This window comes from Mycobacterium sp. shizuoka-1 (assembly GCF_002723835.1).
Classification (GTDB): Bacteria; Actinomycetota; Actinomycetes; order Mycobacteriales; family Mycobacteriaceae; genus Mycobacterium.
Genome location: NZ_BEWG01000046.1, coordinates 8,734 through 20,560, shown reverse-complemented (window position 1 = coordinate 20,560; position 11,827 = coordinate 8,734). Strand labels below are relative to the sequence as shown.

Here is an 11,827-nt window from a genome sequence, read left to right as displayed (position 1 = left end):
GAGTCGGTGGCCGGCTCGGGGTTGTAGTCGACCAGGAACTCGTGCCAACTCTCATCGACCGAGGAGGGGTCGTCGCGGAACTTGCGGTACATCTCCTCGACAAGCCATTCGTTCTGTCCGAATGGTGAACTCGTACTGCTCACGGCAGTTGCTCGCCTCGATTCCTTCGTCCGGGCACGCCGTGCTTGGACGGTTTGCCCCCACATTTACTTCCCGACACTCGGCCGCCGCCTAAAAGGCTAACCCTTCTCAGGCGTTCCCGAAGCGCGTCGCCACCATGCCGGGAACTGGTGCGACCACCGGTCGACAGACGTCGGCGAACGGCTATCGTCCTGGCTCGATCGCAGGCAGCAGGTGCAAGCTCACCGGCCACCGGCTGGGCGCGGGCCCGAACGCTGCCCGGGCATTGTTCACGATCTTTTTGCCCATCATTCGGTTGCCGCCGCCACCGACCGCGGCCCCGATGCCGACCGGCAACATTTTGCCGAACGCCATGGCCGAACGCTTGAGGGCGTACCGCTTCACGAAATACCGCATCAACCGTGTGTTGAGCTGTGCCAATGCCGGGAGCGGCAACATGTCTGCGCTTTCGGCCAGCCATGCGCCACTGGTCCGACCGGGTCCGATCAGGTCGGTGATCGCGCCCTTGCTCTCGTCGCCGACGAGCACCGCGAGCACCAACGCGCGGCGCCGCTCCCGCTGCTCGATCGGGATCCCGTGCACTTCGGCTATCGCCAGGACGAACACCGCGGTGGCCTCCAGGAACACCAGCGTCTCGCCGGCCACCGCCGACAGTGCGGCCAGGGTGCCGATACCGGGAACCGCTGCAGCCGAACCGACCGCGGCGCCACTGGCCATCACCGCGGCCAGGTAGCGCTTCTCCAGTTTGGTGACGATGTCGGCCGGGGTGGCCTCCGGATGCTGCCGCCGCAGCCGCCCGACATAGGCCTTGACCGCCGGCGCCTGCACCCGAGTGCTGCGCTCGATGACCTGGGAGAGCACCCGGGCCGACATGGTGGCGTCGTCCTCGACCTGGGCCTGCCCTTGGGCAACGGCGACGTCAGACCGCGTACCGCGTCGGCGGACCATCATGGCAGTGCCTCTCTGATCGGTGCTTCCAGGCTAACGAACGATCACCACGCAAAGGTGCCCCGCGGTGATCCGTGTCACCGCGGGTCGCATGCGCCCAGGGGGAACAAAAAAGCAGTGGCGCGCGCTGTGGGTCTGCATGGCAACATCGGCGAGTGTGACTGCCACCGGTGACGCACTGTCCGACACCGTCCAGCAGGCACAACCAAGTCAGTTGCGGATGATCGTGGTGCTCGGCGCGCTGGTCGCGCTGGGCCCGCTGACCATCGACATGTATCTGCCCGCCCTGCCGCGGATCGCCGACGAGCTGCGGGTGTCGTCCTCGGTGGCACAGCTGACTCTCACCGGAACGCTGGCCGGACTGGCGCTGGGTCAACTCGTGGTGGGTCCGCTGTCCGATTCGCTGGGTCGGCGGCGCCCGCTGATGGCCGGGATCGTCCTGCACATGCTGGCCTCGCTGCTGTGTTTGTTCGCGCCCAACATCGCGGTGCTCAGCGTGGCCAGGGGGCTGCAGGGCATGGGTGCCGCGGCCGCGATGGTGGTGGCGGTCGCGGTGGTCGGTGACCTGTTCGACAACACCGAAGCCGCCACGGTCATGTCGCGGCTGATGCTCGTACTCGGTGTCGCGCCGATCGTCGCGCCGTCGCTGGGGGCGGCGGTACTGCTCAAGGCGTCCTGGCACTGGGTGTTCGCCGTGTTGATCGTGCTGGCCGGGGCGCTGCTGGTGATGGCGGTGCTGGCGTTGCCGGAGACCCTCGCGCCGTCGCACCGGCGGTCGCTGCGGGTGCGGTCCATCGCGTCGACCTACCTGACGTTGCTGCGCGACGTGCGCTTCGTGATCCTGGTGCTGGTCGGTGCGCTCGGCATGGCCGGATTGTTCGCCTACATCGCCGGGGCGGCCTTCGTGCTGCAGGGCAGGCACGGCCTCGATCAGCAGACGTTCGCGCTGGTATTCGGTGCCGGGGCCATCGCCTTCGTCGCGGCGACCCAGTTCAACGTCGTCCTGCTGCGCCGGTTCTCCCCACAGCGCATTCTGGTGTGGGCACTGGCGACCGCGTGCGTGTTCGGCGCGGTGTTCATCGCGCTGTCGGTGACCCACACCGGTGGCATGTACGGCTTCCTGCTGCCGGTGTGGGCTGTCCTGTCGATGATGGGTTTCGTCATTCCGAACGCCCCCGCGGTCGCGCTGTCGCGCCACCACGAGGCCGCCGGCACCGCCGCCGCTCTGCTGGGCGCCGCGCAGTTCACCGTCGGCGCGGTGATCGCCCCCGTGGTCGGCCTGATGGGCAACGACGAGATCGCGCTGTCGGTGGTGATGACCGCCGGGGTGGCGGTCGCTCTGCTGGCATTGCTGGCCGTCGGCGGCGACACCGCCGACGACGCACACGCCTAACCGGCCGAGCTGTTCTCCGCGTACCGCAGCACCGCGCCGATCCCGTCGGCCGGGTCTACCCGCTCGTCGGTGCGCACCAGTGCCGCCCCGGTGGCCACCGCCAGCAGTGGCAGCGCTTCGTCGGCGCGCAGCGTGCGCTCGGGCGCCCCGCCCAGCCCGGACAGGGTGTCGGCGTCGGGGGCGATCATCGCCAGGTCGGTGTCGGCGACGACGGTGAGGTCGCCGATGTCGCCGATGATGAGCGTGTCCACCGCGCCGTCGCGAAGGGCGGCCGTCACGTCGGCCACGCCGTCGACCGCCAGCCCGGTACCGCGACCGGCGGCGAACCGCTGCGCGGCATCGTCGATCGCCGCCAGCCGGCGCTTGAGGAACTCCTGACCGATCTCGTGGTGCACCTCGGCCTCGTCGGTGCCCTCGGTGCGACCGCCGCCCTGCAGCAGCACGGCCTTGTCGGCCACCCGCTCGGGCAGCGCGGAGACCAGTTCGGTGCGGGCGCCGACCTCGCCCTCGATGAACACCAGCGCCGCCCCGGTCTCGTCGACCAGATGCGTGACTCGATCGGCGACCTCGCGAATGTTCTTGCGGATGGCCTCCTCGACCGCCTGCTCCTTGCCGTATTCGTGGCCCTCACCCGACTTGGCCTTGTGCACCGGGTAGCCCTCGCCGTCGACGTTCTCGGTGCTGACCCGGCCGAGCCGGTGCACGCTGATGTCCGCGCCGGTGTGGTCGACCGCAACCCGCAGGTAGGTGGTGTGCAGCATGCCGTGCTCGACGACGGGCACCAGGAACGGAAGCTCGGAGACCCGCACGACCGTGGTGGTCGGCGGCCGGACGAGGTGCTCGTCGAGCACCACGGTGTCCCCGGCGGCGATCACCGCCCGGCCGCTGCGCCCCACCGGCGGACGCGCCCCGCGCACCGCGCTGTCGATGGCGCCGATCACCGCCGCGTCGACGGACTGCTCCTCGAGGTGTTTGCGGATGTCACGCAGCCTGGCGTCGAGCTGTGCGGCCGCGTCCTGGGTGTCGTGCGAGTCGTCGAAATAGATCGAGACGAACGGACCTGTCGCGTCCACCAAGGGGCGGAATCGATCCGAATGCATGGCTCCTCCTGCGCTGGATATTCGGTTAGATCAAGCACCCGTGTGCCTCAAGGTACGCCGGCCCGGCCGGCTGGGTGCGGGCCCACCGCCAGGTACCCGTTCGGCGGGGGAGCTAGTCTCGATCCGGCAGCGTGACGGCGGCCGGAAGCTCACGCAGCTGCACCGGCGTTACGCACATGGTGTTGCTGCTCATCGATGAGGCGCGGGGGCCTACAACGGTTCCGTCAGCGCGCGCCGACACCATCGCAGGAAGCCGAAACGAGGTATCGATATGACCAGGAACATGGCCGGCCCCGCGCCGGACGTGGACTTGGACCCCGATCCGCGCGCTGCGCCCGCGAACCCGTGGCATGCGTTGTGGGCCATGCTGGTCGGCTTTTTCATGATCCTGGTCGATTCGACGATCGTCGCCGTCGCCAACCCGAGCATCATGGACGCGCTGGAGATCACCGACTACGACACCGTGATCTGGGTGACCAGCGCTTACCTGCTGGCCTATGCGGTGCCGCTGTTGCTGGCCGGCCGCCTGGGTGACCGCTTCGGCCCGAAGAACCTCTACATCGCGGGGCTCGCCGTGTTCACGGCGTCCTCGTTGTGGTGCGGGATGGCCGGCTCGATCGACATGCTGATCGCCGCACGCGTCGCGCAGGGTCTGGGCGCCGCGCTGCTCACACCGCAGACGCTGTCGACGATCACCCGGATCTTCCCGCCCGAGCGTCGCGGTGTGGCGATGAGCCTGTGGGGCGCGACGGCCGGGGTGGCCACGCTGGTCGGCCCGCTGGCCGGCGGGGTACTGGTCGGGCACCTTGGCTGGGAGTGGATCTTCTTCGTCAACGTCCCGATCGGCGTCGTCGGCCTGGCCCTGGCGGTGTGGCTGATCCCGGCACTGCCCAACCGCGAGCATCGCTTCGACGTGGTCGGCGTGGTCCTGTCCGGACTGGGCATGTTCCTGGTGGTGTTCGGGCTGCAGGAAGGCCAGAGCCACCACTGGGCGGCGTGGATCTGGGCGGTGATCGTCGCCGGGATCGGGTTCTTCACCGCGTTCGTGTATTGGCAGTCGATCAACCGGCATGAGCCGCTGATCCCGCTGCACATCTTCGCCGACCGGGACTTCAGCCTGTCCAACCTCGCGGTGGCGGTGATCGGGTTCGTTGTCACCGCGATGATGCTGCCGGTGATGTTCTACGCCCAGGTGGTGTGCGGCTTGTCGCCGACGCGCTCGGCGTTGCTGATCGCGCCGATGGCGATCGCCAGCGGAGTGCTGGCCCCCTTCGTGGGGCGGCTGACGGATCGGGCCCACCCGCGTCCGATCCTCGGGTTCGGCTTCTCGGTGCTGGCGATCGCGCTGACGTGGTTGTCGATCGACATGACGCCGGCCACGCCGATCTGGCGGCTGGTGGTGCCGCTGACCGCGATGGGGGTCGGCATGGCATTCATCTGGGCACCGCTGGCCACCACCGCCACCCGGAACCTGCCGCCGCATCTGGCCGGCGCCGGGTCGGGCGTGTACAACGCCACCCGCCAGGTCGGCTCGGTGCTCGGCAGCGCGGGGATGGCCGCATTCATGGCGTCCCGGATCGGTGCCGAGATGCCGGCCGCGCCGTCCGACGCGTCGCCCGCCGACCTCGCGGTCCTGAGTCTGCCGTCCTTCCTGCACGAACCGTTCGCGGCCGCCCTCTCGCAGTCGATGCTGCTGCCCGCGTTCGTCGCCCTGTTCGGGATCGTGGCGGCGCTGTTCGTGATCGGTGGTCTGAGCGGCCGGCGGGTCGCCGACGAGGAGATCACCGACCGCATCCCGGTGTACGACGACGGCTATGACGACGACGACTACCTGGAATACGTGGTGGAGCCGCCAAGCCTGCAGGTGCCGAATCGGGTGCACTATTCCGCCGAGGTCGACGACGAAACCGAGGTGATCGTCTGGGATCCGCCGGTGCCGCAGCCTGAGCCGGCCCGCATCGAGCCGCCGGTCGGGCCGACCAGGTTCACACACAACGGCTTTCACGTGGACGGTGCGCGGCATTTCTCGGCCCTGGACAGTCTGCTCGCCGAGGCCGCGGCCGGTTCACGCCATCGGCTCACCGACCCGGCGGAACCCCGGCGCGCCCGCCACCACCGTGACGAGGGCGACGACGCCCCTTCCTCGGGACGTCACTCCCGGCCGGACTGAGGGTCCTCATTCGGTCCTCATTCCGCCGATTTGGGATCGGTAGGGCCCCGGGACGGTTTTCACTGGTGGCCGTGGCGCTGATGCGTGTTCGGCGTCGGAAAGGGCACCACCATGGCGATCGTTCGAATGGGAGTCGTCGTGCTGGCGGCGACGGGGCTGGTGGCCGGATGCTCGTCCACCACGACCACCCCGGCGGTGCCGGCGTCATCGGATTCGGCCTCGTCGAGTGCACCGGCGACCTCGGGGAGCGCGGCGGCGACCCCGGCCGCCGCCGCAGGGGTCGAGGCGGCCGTCACGGACGTGCCGTGGGCGCAGGTCGGCCCGGGCTGGCTATTGGCCGAGTGGAGCCCGGTCGGCCCGCACCGGGGCGGGGAGCAACCCGCTCCCGGTGAACCCGAGAAGGCTTCCACCACCCTGTATTTGGTGGACCCGGCCGGCAATCGCTACGCCATCACGACATTCGCGCCGGGTGGTGACGTCAGGCTGGTGGACTGGTCCGGCGACGGCAGCCACGCATTGTTCACCCCGTCCTACGTCAGCCCGACCTCGGCGATCTCCGTCGACCTGCGCACCGGGCAGCAGACGACGATTCCCATTGCCGGGGATCCCCGCTACACCCGACCCGACGGTACCGCGCTGCTGGTGTCCACCTCGTTCAACGGCGATCGCCCGGGAACCCTGAAACGGGTTGACCTCAGCGGCAATCCGCAGTTCAGCTACCCGACCGACGATCTCGGTGGGGCCGGGCAGTTCAGCGGCGACTTCGTCGAATCGGCCGACGGCACGCGCCTTGTGCTGGCCACCGCCAATCTCGGCAACGAGGTCGTCGCCAGGAGTGACAACAGCCTCGTCGTGATGAGCAATGACGGGAAGGTGATCCAGACACTGCCCACGCCGATGCCGAAAGCCCTGTGCGCGCCCGTGAAATGGTGGACGTCCACGACGCTGCTGGTGCGCTGCACCGCCGAGGGCAGTTCGGCGAACCAGCTCTGGGAGATGCCTCTGGACGGCGGCGCCGCCACCTCGATCACCGCGCTCAACTCCGGCCAGGGCGACGACCCTGGCTTCGGCGGCGATCTCGGGGACGGCGATGCCTGGAGGTTGCCCAGCGGCACGTTCCTGCAGTCGGCGGGCGCCTGCGGCACGGAGTTCTTGTCCCGGCTCACCCCGGACGGGCACACCGCCCGGGTCACGATCCCGGGGGTGTCCGACAGCGTCGTGGTGACCGGCGCGGCCGACGACCGGCTGCTGGTTCGCGGTCAGCTGGAATGCGGTGGAACCACCTCGTTGGTGAGCTACGACCCGGCCGCCAACGCCGCGAAGGTCCTGCTCGGGCCGCCGGTCAACGGCGGTGGGGTGAGCCAGGCGATGCTCTACCCGAGGCCGGACGCCTGACCCTCGGCACGTTCTTCAACTATGAGTACTATGCTCGCTGAAAAAGAGAATCTAATTTCCAGCGAGGAGAATGATGGCGGACACCCGCTCGCTCAGCGGCCGCACGCTGGTCGTCTCCGGTGGCAGTCGGGGGATCGGCCTGGCGATTGCGCTCGGCGCGGCCCGGCGCGGCGCCAACGTCGTGCTGCTCGCCAAAACCGCCGAGCCACATCCAAAGCTGCCCGGCACCGTGTACACCGCGGCCGCCGAGATCGAGGCGGCCGGCGGTAAGGCCGTCGCCGTCGTCGGCGATGTGCGCAGCGAGGAGGACGTCGCCCGCGCGGTCGGCGCCGCCGTGGCGCACTTCGGTGGCGTCGACATCTGCGTCAACAACGCCAGTGCCATCGCCACCGAACCCACCGAGGCGTTGTCGGCCAAGAAGTTCGATCTGATGCAGCAGATCAACATTCGCGGCACCTTCCTGTTGACCAAGGCCTGCCTTCCGCACCTGCGTACCTCACCCAACGGCCACGTGGTGACCATCGCGCCGCCGCTGAACCTCAACCCGCGATGGCTGGGCGCGCACCCGTCCTACACGCTGTCCAAATACGGGATGACGCTGCTGTCGATGGGGTGGGCGGCCGAATACGCCGACACCGGAATCGGTTTCAGCTGTCTGTGGCCGGAGACCTACATCGCGACCTCGGCGGTGGCCAACTCGGCGGACTTCGAGGAGGCGCTGGCGTCCTCGCGCAGCCCGCAGATCATGGCCGACGCGGCGGTCGAGATCATCACCTCACCCGGCTCGCAGGTCAACGGCGCCTGCCTGATCGACTCCGACGTGCTGCGCGCGGCCGGGGTCGACGACCTGTCGGGCTACGGCGGCGGGGAGCACCCGATCATCGACATCTTCGTCGATCGCTGAGCACGGGCGGCCCTGCACTCAGCCCACCGGCTGCAGGTCCGGGTAGTCGGTCGGGACGCACTGGCCGTAGCTGCGGAACACCTCATGGCTCGTGACGGCGGCATCCGAGTCGGCGGCGAATGCGGCCTGGGCCTTGAAGACCCGTGCGGCCGCGCTCAATTCGTGACGCACCTCGTTGCCGGGCCGGCCCAGGCCGGGCACCCACACCTCACCCCATACGGTGACTTCGGTGCGAGCTGAGCGCACCGACGCGGCCAGTGCGTCGCGGACCCGGTCGTCGGTGCTGCCCAGCGCGCCGGCCACGGCCAGCGCTGCCGGGATGTGCCCGGCGCCGAACAGCGTCGCCACGCTCACGGCGTGCACCCCGAGGATCCGCAGAGCCGCGAGATCGCCAGGGTGCACCACGGCGACCCGCACATCCCAGCCGGCCATGACCCGGTCGAACAACCAGCCGCCGGCCGCGTCCACGACATCGGCCACGTGGGCGCCGACGACGTCGAGCTGATAGCGGGCCAGTCGAGCCGCCCGTTGACGCGGTGTGGCGGGGGCGGTGCTGCGGTGACGTTCGTCGATATCCTGCACGCCACCCAGCGTGACATTTATGCTGCAATCTGTAAAGGTCAAGATCGGCCGAAGAACCGTCGCAGCGCGCGAGCCTGCATCGCCAGCAGATCTCGGCTCGCCGCCCAGTCGGGACGCAGCGAGTCGAATCCGTGACAGGTCGCCCCAAACACGTGCAGCTCGTTGCGCACGCCCGCGGTCATGAGCCTCCTGGCGTACTCAAGCGCCTCGTCGCGCAGCGGGTCAAGTTCCGAGCAGGTGATGAAGGTGCTTGCCGCGCCGATCATCTGGTGACTGCGACCCGGCACCGAGGCAGCGCTGGGCGGGGTCTGGCCGAGGTAGTACCGCCACATCTGCTCGGCGGCGACTCCGTCGAAACCCGGCGTTGTCACGAACTCCGCCTTCGAGGCGCTGCGGCGATCGTCGAGCACGGGTTGATGCAACAGCAGCCCCACGACCGGCGGCGCCGTCCCCGCCGCCGCGCGCTGGACCAACCCGGCCGCCAATGCGCCGCCGGCACTGTTGCCGGCCAGGACCAGCAGAGCGCGGTCCAGGCCCAGCTCCTCGGCCGAAGCCGCCGCCCACGTCAGCACGGCCGCCGCGTCGTCGAGCGCTGCCGGGTAGGGATGCTCCGGAGCCAGCCGATAGTCGACGGAGAGCACCGTGCAGGCACCGTGGCGGGCCAGCTCGACGCACTGGCGGTGATCGGTGTCCAGATTGCCCATGACGAATGCCCCGGCGTGGCAATAGATCACCGCGGGCGACGGCGCCGCCGCGCCGCGGTAGACGCGGACCGCTACCGCCGCCGCTCCCTCGCCCACCGTGGCCTCGGAGATCTCGACGCCGTCGGTGTCGACCAGGCCGGCCGCGTCGGCGCGACGCTGATCGAGCGAATCCCGCACGGCGGCAAGCCCGGCCGGCGAGAGGTCGCTGCGGGCGGCAGCGAAGGAATGCAGCGCCGGGTCGAGTCGCCGGAGGAGGTCGGGATCGGGTTGCACGACGCTATCCACCGGGTGGTGCGCTGAAGAGGTAGTCGCCGGATCGGAACCGGCGGGTCGACGCCCAGAAGGCGCGGGCGCTGCGCGGCCACTGGGTGACCACCCGCCCGTTGGGTGCCCGGAAGTAGTTGCTGCACCGGGTCGTCCACACGGTGCCCGCCATCGCACGGTCGATATCGGCCAAAAAGTCCGCCGTCGCCTGCGGCCGTACCGCCAGGTAGTGGCCGCGGGTGCGGCGCAGATAGCGCAGCGCGCGCACGATGTAGCGCGCCTGGGCCTCCAGCACGAAGAGCACGCTGTTGGAGCCGACGTTGGTGTTGGGTCCGTAGAGCATGAAGAAGTTCGGGAAGCCCGGGACGGTCATGCCCAGATAGGCGAAGGCGCCGTCGCGCCAGGTATCGTGCAGCGATTGGCCGCCCTCGCCGACGACCTCGATCTGGCCCAGGTAGTCGGTGGCGGCATAGCCGGTGGCGCACAACACCACGTCCACATCCAGTTCGGAGCCGTCCTCGGTGACCAGTGACCGGGCCCGCAGCGACCGGGCAGGACTGGACACCACTTCGACGTGCGGCTGGGTCAGGGTCGACAGGTAGTCGGCGGCGAACACCAGTCGCTTGCAGCCCAGTGGGTGATCCGGGGTGAGCCTGGCGCGCAGGTCGGGGTCGGGAACCGCGGCGTGCAGGAACCGCAGCGAGATGTCCTTGAACTCCTGGGTCTTGTCGCTGCCGTTCTCGATCACCGAGATGTTGCGCTCACTGCGTAGCCACAGCCGGGTCCGGTAGAGCTTCTTCGCGAACGGGATTCGCCGGAAGATCCAGCGTTCCCGGTCGGTGTAGGCCCGGTCGGGCTTGGGCAGGATCCAGGTGGGGGAGCGCTGCACCGAATACACCCGCTCGGCCACCTTGGCGACCTCCGGGATCAGCTGCGATGCGGTGGATCCGGTGCCCAGCACGGCGACCCGGGCACCCCGTAGATCCACCGAGTGGTCCCACCGCGCGGTGTGCATCAGGATGCCGGTGAACGGCTCCTGCTCGGTGAGGTCGGGCAGCAGCGGGCGGGTGAACATCCCGACCGCGGAGACCACGATGTCGAACGTGTGCCGCCGGCCGGTGGTGTCGGTCAGCGTCCAGGTGTTGTCGCCCGGGTTCCACTGCGCAGCAGTGATTTCGGTGTTCAGGTACAGATGCGGCCGCAGGCCGTGGCGATCGGTCGCACGTTCGAAGTACTCCAGCAGCTCCGGCTGGCCCGGCCACATCCGGCTCCACTCCGAGTTCAGGTCGAACGAATACGAATACAAATGGGACTTCACGTCGCAGGCGAGCCCGGGGTAGGTGTTGATCCGCCAGGTTCCGCCGACTCCGTCCTCACGGTCGAAGATCGTGAAGTCGCGAAATCCCGCCTTGGTCAGGAACACCCCCAGCGCCAGACCACCCGGCCCGGCGCCGATGATGCCGACCGACATCGGCCTCAGCCGATCCGCAGGCATTGCCCACCGTCGACGACCAGCTCCGCTCCGGTGATGAACGACGCGTGTTCGGACACCAGAAAGGCCACCGCGTCCGCGATCTCCATCGGTTGACCGAGCCGTCCGCTGTACGCGCGGGCGACCAGCCGCTGGCGTGCGGTCTCGTCGAGCATGGGGGTCTCGACCGGGCCGGGGAACACGGCGTTGACCCGGATACCGTCGCCGGCCAGCTCCGCCGCGGCGATCTGGGTCAGACCGCGCAGCGCCCACTTCGACGAGCCGTAGGCGGCGTGGAACGGGAACGGGCGCATCGCCCCGGTGCTGCAGGTGTTGACGATCGCGGCCCCTTCGGCGCGGCTTAACGCAGCTAGCGATGCCCTGATACCCAAGAAGGGGCCCAACGTGTTGACCCGCCAACTGCTCTCGAACCCTGCCGGGGTCTCCTCGGTCAACGAGGCCCGGTGCAGCACGCCGGCATTGTTCACCAGCACAGTCAGGCCCCCGAACCGCTCGACGGTGCGGGCGACCGCGGCCGCCCACTGCTCCTCGGAGGTCACGTCCAGGTCGACCGGCAGCACCCCGTCGTCGTCGGCCTCGATGGGCAGGCGGTCGGCGGCGGCGACCAGGAAGCCGTCCGCGCGCAGCCGGGCGACGATCGCCGCCCCCTGGCCGCGAGCCGCGCCGGTGACAAGTGCGACTCTTGTCATGCGCCGCTCCTCCTCATCGCTTCGCTCTGCATCGTCGCCGGCGGT

The 11,827-nt window shown here is 69.4% G+C and carries 11 protein-coding genes; 4 read left to right on the top strand and 7 right to left on the bottom strand.

Translation table 11 applies throughout. From position 1 onward, the window contains the following. On the bottom strand, positions 1 to 143 hold a 143-nt coding region (locus MSZK_RS33010; protein WP_233211320.1), incomplete at its 3' end, for a hypothetical protein. Between the two features lie 181 nt (positions 144 to 324). Continuing rightward, positions 325 to 1,092, bottom strand: a complete 768-nt coding sequence (locus MSZK_RS14560; RefSeq protein ID WP_102869259.1) for a hypothetical protein — start codon at positions 1,090 to 1,092, stop codon at positions 325 to 327. Positions 1,093 to 1,228: 136 nt separating this feature from the next. Here MSZK_RS14560 and MSZK_RS14555 point away from each other — a divergent pair, with 136 nt between their 5' ends. Beyond that, positions 1,229 to 2,482: a multidrug effflux MFS transporter gene (locus MSZK_RS14555; RefSeq protein WP_099248908.1), complete on the top strand. Its 1,254-nt coding sequence runs from the start codon at positions 1,229 to 1,231 to the stop codon at positions 2,480 to 2,482. Here MSZK_RS14555 and MSZK_RS14550 read toward each other — a convergent pair. After that, positions 2,479 to 3,582 carry a hypothetical protein gene (locus tag MSZK_RS14550; protein ID WP_099248906.1) on the bottom strand — a complete coding sequence of 368 codons (1,104 nt, stop codon included), beginning with the start codon at positions 3,580 to 3,582 and terminating at the stop codon, positions 2,479 to 2,481. The genes MSZK_RS14555 and MSZK_RS14550 overlap by 4 nt on opposite strands. A 283-nt stretch (positions 3,583 to 3,865) precedes the next feature. On the opposite strand from MSZK_RS14550, the gene MSZK_RS14545 reads away from it, so the two are divergent. The 3 genes from MSZK_RS14545 to MSZK_RS14535 all read left to right on the top strand — a co-directional run bounded on the left by MSZK_RS14545 (position 3,866) and on the right by MSZK_RS14535 (position 8,051). Next, positions 3,866 to 5,752 (top strand): MFS transporter, encoded by a 1,887-nt coding sequence (locus tag MSZK_RS14545; RefSeq protein ID WP_233211318.1) that lies wholly within the window; start codon positions 3,866 to 3,868, stop codon positions 5,750 to 5,752. Between the two features lie 111 nt (positions 5,753 to 5,863). Further along, the gene (locus tag MSZK_RS14540; RefSeq protein ID WP_233211313.1) at positions 5,864 to 7,147 is read left to right on the top strand and encodes a hypothetical protein; all 1,284 of its coding nucleotides are present in this window, start codon (positions 5,864 to 5,866) and stop codon (positions 7,145 to 7,147) included. Positions 7,148 to 7,220: 73 nt separating this feature from the next. Further along, positions 7,221 to 8,051, top strand: coding sequence for an NAD(P)-dependent oxidoreductase (locus tag MSZK_RS14535; protein WP_199203341.1), 831 nt, complete (start codon positions 7,221 to 7,223; stop codon positions 8,049 to 8,051). 18 nt (positions 8,052 to 8,069) lie between these two features. Here the strand turns inward: MSZK_RS14535 and MSZK_RS14530 are convergent, their stop codons facing one another. The 4 genes from MSZK_RS14530 to MSZK_RS14515 are packed head-to-tail and all read right to left on the bottom strand — an operon-like array spanning position 8,070 to position 11,782. Then, positions 8,070 to 8,633: a hypothetical protein gene (locus MSZK_RS14530; RefSeq protein WP_233211312.1), complete on the bottom strand. Its 564-nt coding sequence runs from the start codon at positions 8,631 to 8,633 to the stop codon at positions 8,070 to 8,072. A gap of 38 nt (positions 8,634 to 8,671) precedes the next feature. Next, a complete protein-coding gene (locus MSZK_RS14525; protein ID WP_233211311.1) occupies positions 8,672 to 9,622 on the bottom strand; it encodes an alpha/beta hydrolase in 951 nt (316 codons plus the stop codon). Beyond that, positions 9,615 to 11,096: an NAD(P)/FAD-dependent oxidoreductase gene (locus MSZK_RS14520; RefSeq protein ID WP_099248900.1), complete on the bottom strand. Its 1,482-nt coding sequence runs from the start codon at positions 11,094 to 11,096 to the stop codon at positions 9,615 to 9,617. The genes MSZK_RS14525 and MSZK_RS14520 overlap by 8 nt, the downstream gene beginning before the upstream one ends. Next, positions 11,078 to 11,782 (bottom strand): SDR family NAD(P)-dependent oxidoreductase, encoded by a 705-nt coding sequence (locus MSZK_RS14515; RefSeq protein WP_099248996.1) that lies wholly within the window; start codon positions 11,780 to 11,782, stop codon positions 11,078 to 11,080. The genes MSZK_RS14520 and MSZK_RS14515 overlap by 19 nt, the downstream gene beginning before the upstream one ends. Positions 11,783 to 11,827 lie beyond the last annotated feature (45 nt).

Coding starts and splice junctions, on each gene's coding strand:
- MSZK_RS14560 (WP_102869259.1), bottom strand. CDS start 1,092: ATGATGGTCCGCCGACGCGGTACGCGGTCTGACGTCGCCGTTGCCCAA.
- MSZK_RS14555 (WP_099248908.1), top strand. CDS start 1,229: ATGGCAACATCGGCGAGTGTGACTGCCACCGGTGACGCACTGTCCGAC.
- MSZK_RS14550 (WP_099248906.1), bottom strand. CDS start 3,582: ATGCATTCGGATCGATTCCGCCCCTTGGTGGACGCGACAGGTCCGTTC.
- MSZK_RS14545 (WP_233211318.1), top strand. CDS start 3,866: ATGGCCGGCCCCGCGCCGGACGTGGACTTGGACCCCGATCCGCGCGCT.
- MSZK_RS14540 (WP_233211313.1), top strand. CDS start 5,864: ATGGCGATCGTTCGAATGGGAGTCGTCGTGCTGGCGGCGACGGGGCTG.
- MSZK_RS14535 (WP_199203341.1), top strand. CDS start 7,221: ATGGCGGACACCCGCTCGCTCAGCGGCCGCACGCTGGTCGTCTCCGGT.
- MSZK_RS14520 (WP_099248900.1), bottom strand. CDS start 11,096: ATGCCTGCGGATCGGCTGAGGCCGATGTCGGTCGGCATCATCGGCGCC.
- MSZK_RS14515 (WP_099248996.1), bottom strand. CDS start 11,782: ATGACAAGAGTCGCACTTGTCACCGGCGCGGCTCGCGGCCAGGGGGCG.